This window comes from Pseudoalteromonas tetraodonis (assembly GCF_002310835.1).
GTDB classification, from domain to species: domain Bacteria; phylum Pseudomonadota; class Gammaproteobacteria; order Enterobacterales; family Alteromonadaceae; genus Pseudoalteromonas; species Pseudoalteromonas tetraodonis.
Genome location: NZ_CP011041.1, coordinates 373,004 through 389,793, shown reverse-complemented (window position 1 = coordinate 389,793; position 16,790 = coordinate 373,004). Strand labels below are relative to the sequence as shown.

General features: G+C 40.0%; 18 protein-coding genes. 7 read left to right on the top strand and 11 right to left on the bottom strand.

The window, feature by feature from the left end; genetic code table 11:
- The first annotated feature begins 38 nt into the window (after positions 1-38).
- Complete coding sequence (epmB, locus tag PTET_RS01765; RefSeq protein ID WP_041695590.1) at positions 39-1,052, top strand: EF-P beta-lysylation protein EpmB; 1,014 nt, start codon at positions 39-41, stop codon at positions 1,050-1,052.
- Here epmB and PTET_RS01760 read toward each other — a convergent pair.
- Positions 1,049-1,258, bottom strand: a complete 210-nt coding sequence (locus tag PTET_RS01760; RefSeq protein ID WP_013463951.1) for a hypothetical protein — start codon at positions 1,256-1,258, stop codon at positions 1,049-1,051. The two genes, epmB and PTET_RS01760, sit on opposite strands and share 4 nt — an antisense overlap.
- Positions 1,259-1,374: 116 nt before the next feature.
- Between PTET_RS01760 and PTET_RS01755 the strand changes: the two genes are divergently transcribed.
- Entirely contained in the window at positions 1,375-1,665 is a 291-nt protein-coding gene (locus PTET_RS01755; protein WP_013463950.1) for a hypothetical protein, read from the top strand.
- A gap of 55 nt (positions 1,666-1,720) precedes the next feature.
- Here PTET_RS01755 and PTET_RS01750 read toward each other — a convergent pair whose 3' ends face one another.
- A complete protein-coding gene (locus tag PTET_RS01750; RefSeq protein WP_013463949.1) occupies positions 1,721-2,206 on the bottom strand; it encodes a DUF3016 domain-containing protein in 486 nt (161 codons plus the stop codon).
- A gap of 251 nt (positions 2,207-2,457) precedes the next feature.
- Here PTET_RS01750 and galE point away from each other — a divergent pair, with 251 nt between their 5' ends.
- A complete protein-coding gene (gene galE / locus PTET_RS01745; protein ID WP_013463948.1) occupies positions 2,458-3,474 on the top strand; it encodes a UDP-glucose 4-epimerase GalE in 1,017 nt (338 codons plus the stop codon).
- Positions 3,475-3,546: 72 nt separating this feature from the next.
- On the opposite strand, the gene zapE is transcribed toward galE, so the two are convergent.
- Positions 3,547-4,656, bottom strand: coding sequence for a cell division protein ZapE (zapE, locus tag PTET_RS01740; protein ID WP_013463947.1), 1,110 nt, complete (start codon positions 4,654-4,656; stop codon positions 3,547-3,549).
- A 58-nt stretch (positions 4,657-4,714) separates the two neighbouring features.
- Between zapE and rsuA the strand changes: the two genes are divergently transcribed.
- Complete coding sequence (gene rsuA, locus PTET_RS01735; RefSeq protein ID WP_013463946.1) at positions 4,715-5,413, top strand: 16S rRNA pseudouridine(516) synthase RsuA; 699 nt, start codon at positions 4,715-4,717, stop codon at positions 5,411-5,413.
- A 75-nt stretch (positions 5,414-5,488) separates the two neighbouring features.
- On the opposite strand, the gene PTET_RS01730 is transcribed toward rsuA, so the two are convergent.
- Together PTET_RS01730 and PTET_RS01725 are read right to left on the bottom strand one after the other, a co-directional pair.
- Positions 5,489-6,262, bottom strand: coding sequence for a YggN family protein (locus PTET_RS01730; RefSeq protein WP_008115461.1), 774 nt, complete (start codon positions 6,260-6,262; stop codon positions 5,489-5,491).
- 139 nt (positions 6,263-6,401) lie between these two features.
- Positions 6,402-8,831 carry a zinc-dependent metalloprotease gene (locus PTET_RS01725; protein WP_013463945.1) on the bottom strand — a complete coding sequence of 810 codons (2,430 nt, stop codon included), beginning with the start codon at positions 8,829-8,831 and terminating at the stop codon, positions 6,402-6,404.
- Positions 8,832-8,985: 154 nt separating this feature from the next.
- On the opposite strand from PTET_RS01725, the gene PTET_RS01720 reads away from it, so the two are divergent.
- Positions 8,986-9,954 carry a class 1 fructose-bisphosphatase gene (locus tag PTET_RS01720; protein WP_008115459.1) on the top strand — a complete coding sequence of 323 codons (969 nt, stop codon included), beginning with the start codon at positions 8,986-8,988 and terminating at the stop codon, positions 9,952-9,954.
- 121 nt (positions 9,955-10,075) lie between these two features.
- Here the strand turns inward: PTET_RS01720 and PTET_RS01715 are convergent, their stop codons facing one another.
- Positions 10,076-10,402: a hypothetical protein gene (locus PTET_RS01715; RefSeq protein ID WP_013463944.1), complete on the bottom strand. Its 327-nt coding sequence runs from the start codon at positions 10,400-10,402 to the stop codon at positions 10,076-10,078.
- A gap of 43 nt (positions 10,403-10,445) precedes the next feature.
- Here PTET_RS01715 and PTET_RS01710 point away from each other — a divergent pair, with 43 nt between their 5' ends.
- Entirely contained in the window at positions 10,446-10,796 is a 351-nt protein-coding gene (locus PTET_RS01710; RefSeq protein WP_013463943.1) for a DUF5522 domain-containing protein, read from the top strand.
- Position 10,797: 1 nt separating this feature from the next.
- On the opposite strand, the gene PTET_RS01705 is transcribed toward PTET_RS01710, so the two are convergent.
- Positions 10,798-11,628 (bottom strand): sulfurtransferase, encoded by an 831-nt coding sequence (locus PTET_RS01705; protein ID WP_013463942.1) that lies wholly within the window; start codon positions 11,626-11,628, stop codon positions 10,798-10,800.
- Between the two features lie 131 nt (positions 11,629-11,759).
- Here PTET_RS01705 and PTET_RS01700 point away from each other — a divergent pair, with 131 nt between their 5' ends.
- The gene (locus PTET_RS01700; protein ID WP_096038109.1) at positions 11,760-12,503 is read left to right on the top strand and encodes a glycosyltransferase family 25 protein; all 744 of its coding nucleotides are present in this window, start codon (positions 11,760-11,762) and stop codon (positions 12,501-12,503) included.
- A 40-nt stretch (positions 12,504-12,543) separates the two neighbouring features.
- On the opposite strand, the gene PTET_RS01695 is transcribed toward PTET_RS01700, so the two are convergent.
- The 4 genes from PTET_RS01695 to PTET_RS01680 are packed head-to-tail and all read right to left on the bottom strand — an operon-like array spanning position 12,544 to position 16,753.
- On the bottom strand, positions 12,544-12,963 hold the full coding sequence (locus tag PTET_RS01695) for a group I truncated hemoglobin (protein WP_013463939.1): 420 nt from the start codon (positions 12,961-12,963) through the stop codon (positions 12,544-12,546).
- Positions 12,963-13,793 (bottom strand): DUF3034 family protein, encoded by an 831-nt coding sequence (locus PTET_RS01690; protein WP_096038108.1) that lies wholly within the window; start codon positions 13,791-13,793, stop codon positions 12,963-12,965. The genes PTET_RS01695 and PTET_RS01690 overlap by 1 nt, the downstream gene beginning before the upstream one ends.
- On the bottom strand, positions 13,783-16,098 hold the full coding sequence (locus PTET_RS01685) for a bifunctional diguanylate cyclase/phosphodiesterase (protein WP_096038107.1): 2,316 nt from the start codon (positions 16,096-16,098) through the stop codon (positions 13,783-13,785). Before PTET_RS01685 ends, PTET_RS01690 begins: the two co-directional genes overlap by 11 nt.
- A complete protein-coding gene (locus PTET_RS01680; protein ID WP_096038899.1) occupies positions 16,088-16,753 on the bottom strand; it encodes a methylamine utilization protein in 666 nt (221 codons plus the stop codon). The genes PTET_RS01685 and PTET_RS01680 overlap by 11 nt, the downstream gene beginning before the upstream one ends.
- Positions 16,754-16,790 lie beyond the last annotated feature (37 nt).

Below are 16,790 nucleotides of genomic sequence, written 5' to 3'. Positions count from 1 at the left end.
TTTCCTCTATTTATATTTTTCGAGTAATCTACGTGCCAATGATACAAAGAAATGAAGCAAATTTGCATAAAAACTGGCAAAAAGAATTAGCAAATGTAGTTACCTGCCCAAAAGTGTTGTTAGAAATGGTTGGTTTATCGAGCCAAGTCCATGAAAACGACATAAAAGCTCGTAGCTTGTTTCCTGTTCGTGTGCCATTGCCTTTTATAAAAAAAATTCGTCATGGCGATGCAAATGATCCTTTATTGCTGCAAGTTATGCCTCGCCATCAAGAATTTTTAACTAAGTCGGGGTTTAATAAAGATCCGCTACTTGAGCAAGATAACAATCAACCAGGTCTGTTACATAAATATAAATCACGTGTTTTAGTCATGTTTAAAACTGGTTGTGCGGTAAATTGCCGCTACTGCTTTAGACGCCATTTTCCTTATCAAGAAAACCAGTTAAATAAACGCAGCCTTATTGATGCATTGAGCTATATACAAGCTGATAAAAATATTAACGAAGTGATTTTAAGTGGTGGCGATCCACTAATGGCCAAAGACGATGCTATTAGTTGGTTTTTAGATGAGCTTGAGCAAATACCACAAATAAAACGGATGCGCATACACAGCCGCTTACCCGTTGTGATCCCTGCACGCATTACTGAACAATTATGTGAAAGATTAGCAAAGTCACCACTAAAAGTTATATTCGTGAATCATATTAACCATGCTAACGAAATAGATAGTGACTTTAAAAACGCCATGAACATGCTAAAACAAGCCAATGTACTGTTATTAAATCAGGCGGTTATTTTAAAAGATGTTAACGATACAGTTGATGCGCAAATAAACTTAAGTGAAGCCTTGTTTGATACAGACGTAATGCCTTATTACTTACACTTACTGGATAAGGTAGAAGGCGCAAGTCATTTTGATATAGATGAGGCACAAGCCATAAAAATAATGGCAGAGCTTTTAGAAGCCCTGCCAGGATTTTTAGTGCCTAAACTAGTAAGAGAAATAGGGGGCCAAAAAAGTAAAACCCCTATTGACCTCAAATTGGTTTAAACATAAACGTTTACATTATTCCCAAGTGTTGCAGTAACCGACTTAGCCGGTGTTTGTGCACTTGAGGTTTGTGTAGCACCTTCAATAAGCGCAAGTGCAGCGGCGCCATCAGCTTGCTGTTGCTTTTTAGATAAAGCAGCAGTTAAAACCTCTGCGCCTTGGCCTGCACCAGGGATTGTAGGTAGATTTCCACCTGATATATTCATAACTCACACCTGACATTTAAATGTAATACACGTATTATAGTCGCTGAATTGGTAAATTACTTTACCAACCCACTTAAGTATTTATCGGCAACATTGCACTAAGCTTTAGGAAAACCATGGATTCTATAATTGAACAACTCAACGCCAACTTAAAAATTGTTTACCGTCAGGCACTTGACGCTGACAAAAAACTCGATGAGTTACAACAGCAAGGTCACGGAAAATTTAAAGCCTTATTTGCCGAGGACGCTGGATTTAGTTTCGAAGCTAAACGTTTTAAGCCTTACGTGTTAGACGTTGCCGCTGATGTAGAAAGCTTATCGAGCGACGGTTTGGATGAAGAAAAACTAAAAAAAGCGGTTATTAAACTACAAAATTTACTAACGCTGTTAGCGACCTTTAAATAAAAATGAGCGACTTCTTTGCAAAGCATCTACCAAAGTAGATGCTTTGCATTATTAGCTAGATACGCGGTAAAATTTGCTCACCAAACCACTCTGTTAATAAGCGTTTTTCATAGTAAAATGCTTCGTCTCGACCTATTTTAATTTTATCCATAAAGCCCATATCTTTTAAGCTCACGTTGTCTTCTTGTGCAACAACACCACTTTCATTACTAAGCACATAGTTAAATTCAATCCGTGGAAAGTGAATGGGTTTAACCACCCGAATTTCGTTAACACCGCCATAGCGCACGTCACCAGCTAAATCTAAATCGGTTACTTCAATTTTTAAACTATAATTTTTAGGAAGCTGCTCACTGAGCTTTGCAAAGTGCTCATCAATATTTTTGGCAATTTGCTTGTGGTATGAGCCTTTAGTTTGGTTTGATGGGCGTACATCGCGATAATCATTAAAGTCATGCCATTTCACTTGTGCCTCACCCGCGCAAACAACACTCGGTAGTGCAATAAATATCAACATTGCTATTTTTTTAACTGAGTTCATACGTTTCTCCAACGAGTATGCTGATCATTATAATCAACTAAATATTTTACAAATTGCTATACCTTACTTTAGCAATTACATATGAACTATAACTTAATCTTTCTACTGCGGTGTTATTAAAATTGCACAAAATGTAATCAAAAGTACAGCTTGCGATGTTACGATTGCAAAACAAACAAAATAATACATGTAAAAGCTCAGTATTTATGGTGAAATTAACTTAATTGAACAGAGGTTTCCAAGGAGCATTCATGGCAATTTTAGTAACCGGTGGCGCAGGCTATATTGGCTCACACACCGTTTTAGAACTTTTACAGCAAGGCAGCGACGTTATCGTGATTGATAACTTAAGTAACTCCTCTGAAGAGTCACTTGAAAGAGTGAAAAAAATAACTGACAAAGCAATTACTTTTTATCAAGGTGATATTTTAGATAAACCCTTTTTAGACTCGGTATTTGCCAAGCATACCATTGAAAGTGTTATTCATTTTGCTGGCCTAAAAGCCGTGGGAGAATCGGTCGTAAAACCCATTGAGTATTATCAAAATAATGTACAAGGTACACTAACACTGGTTGATGCTATGCGTGATGCAGGTGTATTCAAACTGGTATTTAGCTCATCCGCCACTGTATACGGCGACCCAGCAAGCTTACCAATACGCGAAGACTTCCCCGTTGGCGGTACAACCAATCCATATGGTACGTCTAAACTAATGGTTGAAATGATGTTGCAAGATATCGCTAAATCAGATGAGCGCTTCGCGTTTGCTATTTTGCGCTACTTTAATCCTGTTGGTGCACATGAGTCAGGTTTGATTGGTGAAGACCCTAATGGTATTCCTAATAATTTATTGCCTTTCATTTCACAAGTTGCGGTTGGCAAATTAAAACAACTTGCTGTATTTGGCGACGATTATGATACGGTTGATGGTACTGGCGTTCGTGATTACATTCACGTTGTAGATTTAGCCCTAGGGCATTTAAAAGCACTTGATAAAATAGCCGCAGAAACCGGTGCGCTTGTTTATAACCTTGGTACAGGTAACGGCTATTCAGTATTACAAATGGTCAATGCGTTTATTAAGGCTAGCGACCAAGCAATCCCTTATGCGGTGTCACCTCGTCGCCCAGGTGATATTGCAGCCTGTTATGCTGCGCCAGAAAAAGCCCTTAGTGAACTAGGTTGGCAAGCAGAGCGTGGTATTGATGTCATGATGCAAGATACTTGGCGCTGGCAATCAAATAATCCAAATGGATATAAGTCATAAAGGCTTCTTTAAGTTATCAGCTTAAAATTAAAACACCGCATTTAAATTAAATACGGTGTTTTAATGTTGTACTTACCAATTTTGCATTTCTACAATCCGTGACTGGGTTCGCGCATATTCAAAACATAACTTTTTACCTTGGTATAACTCGTTTATGTCGGCCTGGGCATTAATTACTAGTAATTTGTGGCAATCGTAAAACTCATCGACTAAGGCAATAAAACGCCGTGCTTCATCATCGAGCGTATGCTCATCCAATTGCTGCTTTTCTCGCTGATAGCTATCTTCTATACCATGCACAATAACCTTACCGGTTGCTTCTTTGCCCATTATTGGCACATTCGCGATATATACTACCGAAAACTGTTCTGCTAAAAACATATAGTCATTGGCGCTGCGAGGACCTGCGCACAGTGCCATAAAATCAATCAGTAGTGCATCGTTAGTTTTTAATAAATAGGGAAGTGCTCGACCATGCACAGTCATTGTATTATCACGCGTTGCTTGAGGGTATGCGGATAAAAACCCAGCCTCAAATTCCGCGTGGGGCAAGTTAATAAAATAATGACGACTGCTTCTACCGTACCTGAAGCGGTGGTCTTCCTCCCCCGCTACGTTAATTACATGACAATGCGCATTTATTAAATCGATAGTTGGTAAAAATCGCGCGCGTTGCAAACCGTTGTAATAAAGTTGCTCGGGTTTTGCGTTAGAGGTTGCGACTAGTACCACGCCTTGTTCAAACAAAGCGTTAAATAACCGAGCCATGATCATGGCATCACCAATATCACTAACAAAAAACTCATCAAAGCACAGTACCTTTATCTCTTTGGCCCACTGTTTAGCTATTATTTGTAGCGGATTTTTATCCCCTTGTAACTTGGCCAATTGAGCATGAATTTTTTCAATAAAGTGATGAAAATGCAGGCGCTGCTTTTTTTCTGTGGGTAAGTTTTTATAAAATAAATCCATTAGCATAGATTTACCTCGGCCAACAGGACCGTATAAATATACCCCTTTGATTAACCGTGCTTTTTGCCACCAGCTTGTTGGCTGATTTAATTGCTCACTCAAAGACTGTAACGCACTCACGGCTTGGTGCTGCGCCGCATCAAAAACAAGCTCTCCTGATGAAACTTTGCGGTGGTACAGGCTTAAAATTTCTGTGCTGGGCTCTGTCATGGTATTTCACTATCCGCTATACTCGCGGCCATTGTAGCCGACTAAAAATGTGAACAACATGAAATTTCCTTGCCGTTTAGATAAATTTATTAGCCATTTAGCAGAATTACCGCGCTCAAAAGCCCGTGCGGCAATAAAAAGTCAGGCGGCAACCGTAAATGGTGAGGTGATCACTGCATTCGACTTTCAAGTTAGCCAACAAGATGACGTGCTGTTTTATGACGAGCCATTAGTTTTTTTAGGTAAACGCTACTTTATGCTCAATAAGCCGGTAGGTTATGTGTGCGCTAATTCGGATGAGTTACACAAAACCGTATTTGACTTACTCGATGAGCCAAATTTGAGCGATTTCCATGTTGCTGGGCGTTTAGACATAGACACGACAGGCCTAGTGCTTATTACTAACGATGGCGACTGGTCACACAAAATTACCTCGCCTAAAAAGAATAAATTTAAAACCTACTTGGTTGAAACTCAAGAGCCGATTACCGATGCTGCACTGCAGCAATTACGCGACGGTGTGCAGCTTCACAATGAAAAAGATTTAACTCGCCCGGCTATTGCTGAGCGCTTAGGGAATTATGGTTTACGCTTGTCTATTTCTGAGGGTAAGTATCACCAAGTAAAACGTATGCTAGCAGCGGTAGATAACAAGGTAGTTGAATTACATCGTGAACAAATTGCGGGTATAAAGTTAGGTGAAGATCTGGCTGCAGGTGAATACCGCCCACTAACCGCCGCAGAGATAAAACTGTAAGGCTGTTTAGGTATTAGGAAAACAGCTTCAAACTGACCGCAGCCCTTTCTGAAACCTGGCGTCTAAAACCTGCTCTTACGATTTAATTTGTACTAAATCAAAGTCTGTCATTCCGGGTACAATCGCTTGCAGACGAGACTCAGTAATATCTAGAGAATTTAAGCATTCACAGTATTCAGAAGCTTTAAGTTCTAATTGGTGGGCTTTTTTCTGCAACGACTTATCGATTTCTTTGGTAATGATATCCATGCGTTGCCCCATGTCGTTCATGCGGTCTTCTATATTGCCTTCTCGAGATTTAAACGCATCCCCGAGCGACATTAAAATAGCACCCAAAGAGCCATGTACTGCAGAGTGTATTTTTTGGCTAATTTCTTTAGTAAAAAAATCATCAATTTGGGAAAGCGATTGAGGGGCTATAAAAAAGAAGTCGTCGCCACGCTTAAACTTATCCATAAGTGCACGCTCTACATATTGTAATTGCGTTTTTAGTACTTCGGGTTCTTTATCTGACATGCCCTCAACAACATGCTCAATAGCACTGAGTCCCAGGTTTACACCATCAGTCGCTAAATCGACTAGCTCAGGAACCGTTTGACGAATACCATTGCTAAATTGTTCTAGCACTTTACTTTCGTCGGTACTTAAATCGACCCAGTAGCCTCGAATAAACAGTTGATTATTATTGTTAATTTGCACCCTAGTTTGGCCTTTATCAACAATACGGATCACATCATCGGTAATAATTAAACCATGACGAAGTTCAACATCACATTGCTTTTGTGCGATTGCATTGCAGCTTAAAAGTGCCATTGATAACGCCAATATCGAACGAGATAAAAACGCCATAAACACCTCAAAAAGACTAAAATAGGGGGTGGCTAGATTAACAAAAAACCAACTTTATGCAAGCAAAAGTAACACCCTAAAAACAAGGCACCATGAAACGTAACGTTTATACAGCGCCTTTATCCTCTGGCTTGTACTATTAAATAGGTGAGCCTGGTGGTATGGGTAACGCTTTAAAGTTATCAGGCCACTGGCCTGTTGTTAAAAACTGATTAATTTGCGCCGCTAAATAGTCTTTAAATGCGCTGTCACCTACTTCAGGATGGCTCAGTAAAGAGTGTTGATTAAACTCATCCGCTAGTTTATTTAGGTAAAAATGCAGTTGCGCTTGCACCTCTGGACTTAGTGTTTGGCTAGCGACAAGATCAGCCATAGTTTTTGCCGTTAAGTACTGTACTCGTTGCGTTACTTTTCCTGTCATAGTGGCAGGCGCTGATACATTAAACACCTGCTTATATAATTGTTTAAGCAGCTCATCTAAGCCATAAAAGCGGTTATCACGTGCTTGTTGCTGTGCTAAACGATTTAATCGTTGAGCATTAAGTAATAGCGATAAGCTATGCTGCGCAGCGACTTCAGGTAATGCAAGTGCATCCATAGTTAAGCCGGTACGCCCCACTATACTTTCTCGTGATTTAGACTCGCCATACGCTTTAGGTACGATTAAGGAAAGTATCGACTCTGGAAGCGTTAAGTTGCTTGCTTTTAGGGTCACTAAAATGGCATTAACCGCTTGTTGTTGAGCCTCTTTAGTTACAACTTGGGCGCCTTTAACGGGTGCATCACTGCGTATCTCATAGTCATAATCAACGCCCGCGATAAGCTTAGCAACCGCTTCAACTTGATAACGGTGGAACAAATAAAGTGGTACTAGCTTTTCTTCCAATTGCGATAGCGCAACCCCAGTTTTTATATTATTAATACCAAACTGCCCAAGCGCCTGCTTTCGTACATCAAGCACTCTAAGTAATTCTTCACTTGGATTACTGCCGTTATCCCAAAGGTGCGCTGTAGGGTGCGCCCCACCTTTGGCACGGGCATCACTGTCAGAAATAAACGCCAAACCTTGCGCTTTATTTTGCTGTAAAATAGCAGCGAGTGCTGCGCTTTCATCTTGTCCGGTAAAATCACTGTAGCCATATTTGACCACTTGGGTATCCCATGCGCCCATACCTTTAGCATAACCTTGAGATACGTCTAACTGACCATTATCTGCAAAGCTCAATAACGGATGTGGATAATCCATCACCGAAGCTCGATTATTTACTGACGCAGCAAAGTTGTGCGCAATACCCAGTGTATGACCAATTTCGTGAGCACTGAGTTGACGAATACGATCAAGTGCCATTGCATGTAAAGTGCTTGCCACTTCATTGCCTTTTAAATAAGGCGCTGCCAGTGATTCAGCAATTAAAATATCTTGGCGTACTCGTAGCGATCCTAGTGTGACATGGCCTTTAATAATTTCGCCTGTACGTGGGTCTATAATTGAACTGCCATAAGACCAACCACGAGTTGCGCGATGCACCCATTGAATAACGTTGTAGCGCACATCCATAGGATCAGCATTATCTGGTAGCACTTTAACTTCAAATGCATTTTTATATCCTGCTGCATTAAAGGCATCATTCCACCATTGCCCGCCTTCTAATAAAGCCGTTTTTACTGGTTCAGGTACGCCAGGGTCTAAGTAATACACAATGGGTTCGACCGGTTCACTTACAGCCAGACTCGGATCTTTTTTTATTAACCGATGGCGTGGAATGTAACGCACATACATAGACTCATCGAGCCCTGCTGCATAATTTTTATGCTCCACACTCCAATAACCCGATTGCGGGCTGAATTTACGTGGCGTGTAATTGTCATCAGGCAATTTGATTAATGAATGGTGCATATGCACGGTTAGCGCGTATGGATCAGCACTCACTTGGCGCACATATTCACCTGGTTTAGACCCTTTAAAGGTGAGAATGGCTTCAAGTTCAGTATTTTTTACAAATGCTTTTGAGCGATTCATAAATACCGCACTGCGTGACTCATCAAGGCTAAACTGCCCTTGCTTGCGCGCAGCTAAAGTACGGCTTACGCCATGTACATCGCTTAGTAAATAGGGGGTGTAATCAATTAATGCAGCATTATCATCTTGCGCGACAACTTTAAAACCCGCCAAAATACTGGATGCAAACGCTTCTTTAACGCTTTGCTGCTCTGCTAGATTACTTGTGTTTGCACGGTAGTAAGTATTTACAGCGCGCAACATAACCTTATTGCCAAAGCGCTCAAACTGTACCAAATAAGTACCGCCTAATTGGCCTCTATCTAAACCAATATCGTTAGACCCTACTCCATAAGGTAAGCTGTGTTGTAATAAAAATTGTTGTTCAAGTTTATCAACCTTTAAATACACATTGCCGTTTTGCGTATCGTAAAAGAAAGAAAAATAACCCGGGAAATGGTTCATTTTTTCAGTAAATTCGTCAATAGACTTAATTGCTGCGTGCGCTTGGGTTATCATACAGAGCAGCACAGTAAAGAGTATGTAACTTAATCGTGATATTTTTTGCATAATCTTATCTTTGTTATTAGCGTTTTAAATGCGATGTAGGTATCCCATTATAGGGGGTTATTTATACAATACAGTTATTTAAGACGAATTTCAGCGCTCTAAACTAATCTCTCTCACATTATGATTAGTTTTAACACGTTATCAGGAAAAAAGAATGCGTAGACTCCCACCAGTATTACTAGAAGATGGCTGTTCAAGAGAACTTTTGTCGTTAATTCGTACTATTTTAGCGGCATGTAAAGAAATTTCATTTCGCGTCGGTCAAGGTGAATTATCGGGCGTATTAGGCTCAACCCTCGATGAAAACATTCAAGGCGAAACACAAAAGAAACTCGATGTACTGTCTAATCAGTTATTAAAAGATATATTGCTGGAGTCAGGCACAGTTAAAGCAATCGCCTCTGAAGAAGAAGATTATACCGTTGCCGGTAACCCAGATGCTGAGTACATTGTTGCATTTGACCCACTTGATGGCTCGTCAAACACCGATATTAACTCGCTAGTAGGCACTATATTTTCTATTATGAAAGCGCCGGTGGGCTCAGATGCTGCTGATGAAAAGATTTTTATGCAACCTGGGCATCAACAAGTAGCTGCAGGTTACGTACTGTATGGCCCATCAACTATGCTTGCGCTAACAACGGGTAAAGGTACACGCATGTTTACCTTAGATAAAACCCAAGGTAGCTTTTTACTTACCCAAGATTTTGCCGCTATTCCTGCTAAAACCAATGAGTTTGCAATTAATGCCTCAAACCAGCGCCACTGGGAACCGGCGATGCAAAACTACATTAATGATTTACTTGCCGGAGATACAGGCCCTCGTGCTCAAAACTTCAATATGCGTTGGATTGCTGCAATGGTTGGCGATGTACACCGTGTACTTAGCCGTGGTGGCTTATTTACTTACCCAACTGATACTAAAGATCCTAATAAGCCTAATAAACTGCGTTTACTTTATGAAGCAAACCCAATGGCAATGCTAGTAGAGCAAGCAGGTGGTATTGCTTCAACAGGCACTGAGCGTATTATGGATATTCAGCCTGATGCCATCCATCAGCGTGTTGCGGTTATTTTAGGCTCTAAAGACGAAGTAGAAACTTGCTTGAGCTATCATAAGTAAACAAGTTGTCAGTTGTCAGAAAATACTAAGCCGGATTTAACTTAAATGCGGCTTAGTATTATTTATCCGTTACATAAAACCGCAGTAAGCTCGCATCTAAAAGAGTTGAGTTAGCCTAAATCTAGTCCTTTAATAATGCTAATAATTGTTCAAGCTTTTTGTGGCTAAACTCGCCCATTTGCTCGCTATTACTCAGCGCATAAATAACCCCTTCATGCTCAGCGCTATCTATATCTGCTCTTGATTCAATGACGTTGGCCCAAAGCGCGAGATCATCGAGATCTATTTCATTACTTACACAGCGCTTAAGCACATCAATCAATACGGGTGTCGTTAACTTATAAAGTGGCTTAGCATTGTGCGCAGAGCTTGACACTATTACTGAGATTGCTTCGTCTCTATGCTCACCAAAAGTAATAAATTCAGCCAATGCTTTTTGTATATTCATAATGTTTGTTATTCTTGCTGCTCTACTGTTAATAAGACCTAAAATGACCCAGATAAACTGCAGCCAATGTAATACAACGCTTAACTGTAATGTTAATGATATAACCACATGTTGGTGTTATCAGTTACCCGCTATTTTACCACTCGATGATACAGCAACCAGCTGCTTATGCCGATCATGTACTCTTGCTAAAATTAATTACTATTTAGAAACTATATATACCCAGCCAATTAAAACCCAAATAGCTTTCGCTAAACAATTTAGAAGTAATGATAATTTAATTGAAGGGTTAGATTACACCATGCAGAACAATTACATGGTGTTTAGTAAGTGGTATTTTTTAAAGCGTGGTACTTGCTGCAAAAATGGTTGTAAAAATTGCCCTTATAGTTAAATTAGCCACCCACAGCAATAGGCAGTGAGTTATCAGCGCCCCATTCACTCCACGAGCCATCGTACACACTTAAATTACTATAGCCGCATTCATCGGCAAACAGCGCAAGCGCACAGGCAGTAACGCCAGAGCCACAGCTAAATTGTAAGTGGGTTGCATTACCAACTAATTCATTAAACTTTGCCTTTATAAAGTCGAGTGATTTTGCCTCGCCATTTTCTAATAGACTAGTTAAAGGTAGCGAATAGCTATTAATAATATGGCCGCTGCGCATTCCGGCTCTTGGCTCACTACTTTTGCCGGTAAAGCGCTCATAAGCGCGTGCATCTAAAATAACTGTATTGGCATCCTCAGTAGCACTTAGCACCTGTTTTTTGTCAATAAAGTAATCAGGCCGGTATTGAGCGATAAAATCGCCTTTTAATGATGCTTGTGTATAGTTTGATTCAATCGGAAGCCCGAGTTCAACCCACTTGGCTAAACCGCCACTGAGGACTTTTACGTTATCAAACCCCATAGCTTTAAACATCCACCAAGCTCTAGCTGCACTGAATAACCCTGCATCTTCATAAATCACCACAAGTGAATCGTGATTCACTCCCGCTTTTTGCATCACTTGAGTAAATTGTTCTGCACTACACAAGGTATTAGGCAATGGGTTTGAGGTATCTGCGAGTTCTTTTTTGATATCAAACCGTTGTGCTTTAGGAAGCATGGCAACGGGTGAGTACTCCCCCGCAGCTGAGGGACGTAACATACCCGCATCAAAAATAACCAGGTTAGCTTGCTCTAAGCGAGCATGTAACCATTGTGCACTGACCATGTTTTTCATCGTCTTTCCAAATTTGAGGAAATGAAATAGCTATATATTATTACAGCCTGTTTATAAACAGAATTTAGACTGGTTACAAATTATAATAATGCTAAAATAGCTGCTTTGAGGTTTCTAAATAAAATAAAATTATGCCAATCCCTTTTTACATTATCAATATGCAAGGCTGCGAAGACCGTTGGGAAACAACCCTGAAGCGACTTACCAGTCTACACTTAAATGCTGAACGTTTTGAAGCGACCATTGGCAAAAACCTTAGTGAAGAAGAAACCCTCAAGTGGTATTGCCCGAAAAAAAATAAAAAACGTTACAATCGCAATCTATCTGCAGGTGAAATTGGTTGCTATGTAAGTCATATGCGCCTTTGGCAAAAAATGGTTAATGAAAACATGCCTTTTTGTGTTGTATTAGAGGATGACCTTTTCATTGAGGCTTCGCTTAAAGATGTTGTTGATGCGGCAATTAAATTGAAAAACTGGGATTTAATAAAATTATCTGACAACAGAAATTTTCCATTTATTGACAGTGCCCCATTAGAAAATAATCTAACAGTCGGTAATTATAAAAAAGCACCAAATGGCACTCAAGGCTACATCATTTCATTAAGTGGGGCTAAAAAACTACTGCAAAGAAAACCATTTTTTAGACCCGTAGATGTCGATATGCAATTTCACACAGAAGTAGGGCTAAGTATGATTGGCATAAAACCCTACCCGATTGCCGAAGATCGAAGCTTTATTAGTGAAATAACAAGCGCTAATGCAGGTTCGCACTCAAACCGCAGTACATTTATCAGAAATTTAATTCATAGATCGAGTATTCATATGCAAAGACGATATAAAACTGCGGATCTTGCCAAAATTACAAGTGAGTAATACCAAGCATATTTTTAAATGTATGCATTTGATTATAAAATTAAATCTTAATAATTTCGCCACGCAATGGCGCCATTTTAGCTAAAATTTTATTTTGCACTGTATGTGGGATATTTTGCTCGTTCATTGCATTTATTAATAAATCGACAACGTGATTGAAGTCTTTTTCGTTTATATTCATGCCAGTATGAATAGCAACCATAGAGTCACCTTTATATTCACAAGGGCCCTCCACCAGCGAACATAAATGGCTAATAAACCCTTGTCGAAAATGACTGATATTACTGTGCTCAAAGTAATGAAACACTTGTTTGTCATTACCTATTTGTGTAATAAAACTATCAGTTAGTTTCTCAAGCCCAGCTTGTTCGCCAAGCTGGTGATACAAAGAGGTGTTGGGTTGGGTTGTACACCCTGCAAGTAAGTTTAAACAACAAAAAATAAATACACTTAGTTTCATTACCAATACCCCGTAACCGATAAATACCAGCCAGTTTGATTATCAACACCAGCAATCCGCCCTAAATCTAAATAGGCCGCAGTCACACTCATATGCTTATTTGGTATCCACGCTATAAATAAATCACGCCAATCTTGTTCGCCTAACCCCAAGTTGTTGGCTTTTTGTCGATATTCAACACCAATGGCAAGTTCACGACTTACAAAAACTGCACTACTTGCTTCTAGCAAAATATGGCTGCCCTCATTAGCCCCGCCATATCCTAACAGTCCTAGCTGATTGGCTTTACTGTAGCGGGTGGTCACATTCCAAAACCAGTTGTACCCAGCAAGTGCGCCCAAATGTAATTTACTGGCGGCTAGGTACACATCTGTACCACTGGTATTTTTTGCGCCAACTAACTTTGCTACTGTGCCATCCTCTAGTGATTTATGCTGTAAACCCATGCTTAGTTGTGGCCACTGACTGTAAACTACATCACCATATAAACGAATTTTAGCCCCAGAAATTGACTGCTCTATTTCGGTATTGAGTGCAGGCACATCAAACTGCTGCACTGCATAACTGAGCTCAACACGATTGAATAGGTTTAGTTGCATGCCGCAGGCATCAAGACGGTAGTCAGTAACATCAGCACGACTACAAAAACCATTAACAGCCCATTCGTCTTCACTGGCATATCCTGCTAATTGTGCCCAAGGAACTAATCCGCCCCCTGCACTGCCTTCAATTTGAGACACCCCAGGTGTTGCTAATAATTTCCCCGTAGCAGCCATACTTAACGCACTACAAAATGAGAGTGCCAAGGCGAATAATAACTTAATGTACACGCTGATATTCCTCTAACCATTGTTCTAATTGCTGCGCTTTTAAAGGGCGACTTAAATAGTAACCTTGCGCATGATCGCATTGCATTTCGTGAAGCATTGATAAAGACTCAGCGGTTTCTACCCCTTCAGCCACAACAGAAAACCCCAATTGGTGACCCAGTGTGATTGAAGAGCGCACTATGTATTGATCTTTTTGTGATTCGTGCAGGGTTAAAATAAAGCATTTATCTAACTTAAGCTCATCAATAGGTAACATTTTTAAGCGCCCCAATGATGTTTGTCCGACACCGTAATCGTCTAATGAGATTTTAACGCCAATAGTTTTTAAATCTTCTAACGCTTTAATACCTTGGGCTTCATTTTCAATCATATCGCGCTCCGTCAGTTCAATAGTGACAGAGCTTGGGTTTACTTGGTATTTATTTAAGGTGGCTACCAACGAAGCGTGAAAACCTGAATGAGCAATATCTTGGGCAGAAACATTAATAGCGGCTTGTAAATGAATATCCTTTTTTGACCAATCGGCTATTTGTGCAATCACAGTCTCGACAACCCAAGCGGTCAGCTCTACTATTAACCCTGACTGCTCGGCTAAATCAATAAAGACCTCAGGCGAGACCCAGCCACCATCTTTTCGTTGCCAACGAATAAGAGACTCTACCTTATCAATTTTCTGGCTTTTAATATTCAATTTAGGCTGATAGGTCATAAATAATTGTCCATTATCATCATCAATTGCTTGTTTGAGTTCATCAAGCATAATTAAACGGTCTAAATGCGCCTCATCTTCACCGTCTTGATAATAATGTAAGCTTTGCTGACTCGTTGTAGCTGCATCTACAGCAATGAGTACACGTCGCATTAAATCGTCTGCTTTAGTCCCTTGCTCTGGGTATTGCACAATACCAGCATTAAAACGTAAGCTTATTTTTAAATTTTTAACCTTGTAAGCTAGCTGTAATTGCTTGAGTAAATCAGCCACTGCACATTTTACCTGCTCAACCTCTGCACAAGGGTAAACCGTTAAAAATTCATCGCCACCAATACGGGCATGAAAACCACCTAGCTCATCAGAAAATTGACGAATACGGTTTGCCACTGCAATTAAACATCCATCCCCTACTTGCGGACCAAGCTTATCGTTTATATGCCTTAAGCCTTTTATATCAATAGCAACAAGCGTGTACCGCGCATCATTAGTGAGCCGCTTAGCTAATAAATCTAACATAGCAGAACGGTTATAAAACCCTGTTAAAGTATCGTGATGTGCTTGAAAACTTATTTGCTGCTCACGCTTATTAATATCATTACCCATGTTATTAAAAGCATTCACGAGCGTTTCTATTTCACTGCTTTGCTTTTTACCTTCAAATTTAAAGCGGTAGTCGCCTTTTGCAAACTGTCTGGCAATAACCGCTAACTGTGAAAGTCCTGTCGTTAAATTATTTGCTAACAAACTACTGGTGATCACACCAAATAACATAGTTAAAACAGCGAGTGTGATCAGCGTTAATAATAATTGCTCAATATCGCGATAACTCGAGGTTAAATCTGCGCTAAGCAGTAAGGTTATCGGATGCGATTGTAAAGAGGGTAAAGCTATTTGTTCGTTTTCATAGGCCAAGTATTCGGCAAAAAAACGAGCCGTAGTTTTATTGGTAAAGTACGCTATTGGTTGAAAGTTATCTGGTTGGGATACTAGCGAGCTTGTTGCAAAATCATCTAATTGCGCAACAAAACTAACCTCCATTCCGGTTAAGCTTTTTAGTTCAGTGGCCACTGCAGATGTTATTTTAAATCCGACCAAACTGTAAGCTATGGTTCTGGGAGTTTTAACGGGCAATAAAATCACTTGGTACAGCTGGTTATTTAACACCACAAAGCTCGATTGCTCAGAGTTATTTAATAACTCATCCATTAAGGGCTGTAGATTATCGGCAAAATTTTGTGCATTAACATTAGCTGATACTAACCGCCCTGATAAATCGAGCAACAGCATAAGATCCGCATTGATCCGTTGACTGTGGTTGTATAACACACTGCTAATAGTGGCGGCATCACGAGTTGCAACCGCTTGCTTAAAACCAAAATCAGCGGTTAACACCTTTGCGGCTGTTAATAATAAGCTCTCTTTTGATTTTAAATATTGTTTATAAACGCTTTGCGCAACCGTTATATTTTGTTGCACTTTTTCTGCCTGAAATTTACTGGTAGACCACCAAAAGCTCAGTAAACTAACCAAGGTAGTGAGTAATACCAAGCCAACGCAAAGCGTTGTAATACGACTGCGTAAATTATTGGCCATTGCCTTCCCTAAATTGACTGCCAAAGGTATTACGTGGTGCAGGGGTAGATGTATTTATAGTTATTGATAACGGGCTGGTTGATTCTATATTAAACTGTTTTTTATTATCCAAGGGAGCTGTTTGCAGTGAATGCCAAACACTGGCTTGCACAGGAAAAGTGTCTACTTGCAGCTTTACCTGGCCTTGCTCGTTACTGGTATACACATGACTACTGTTAGCGACATATATATAGCCCACCATGGAGTCATGAATATTGCAGCCTAGAACAACAACACCTTGATTATCAAACTTAATAGGTTCTTCTGGCTGGCCAGAATAGAGCTTTAATTGAAAAGGTTTAGCTTTTGAAAAAGAATAAACATGGTGGCGAATATTATCGCTATTTGGAAAGTCGACGTACTGACCTTGGTGCACAATAAGCAACTCTGGAGAAAACTGTTTATCAACTTGATCCATTACCGCTGTGGGTAAATTGCCTGAAGTTTTTGAAGAAGGTAAATGATTTATTTCTACGACAGCATTAGGCAATACTTGGTCATGCTGATCTTTAATAACCAAATTAATGGTATTACCAAAAGCCGATACACTAAACAATACACCCAGTACTAATAAATAACGACGTTTTGCAATAACTTGCCATGCTCGCTCTAACATAACCACACCCAAAAATTCACCATAGGTTAAGTTAATT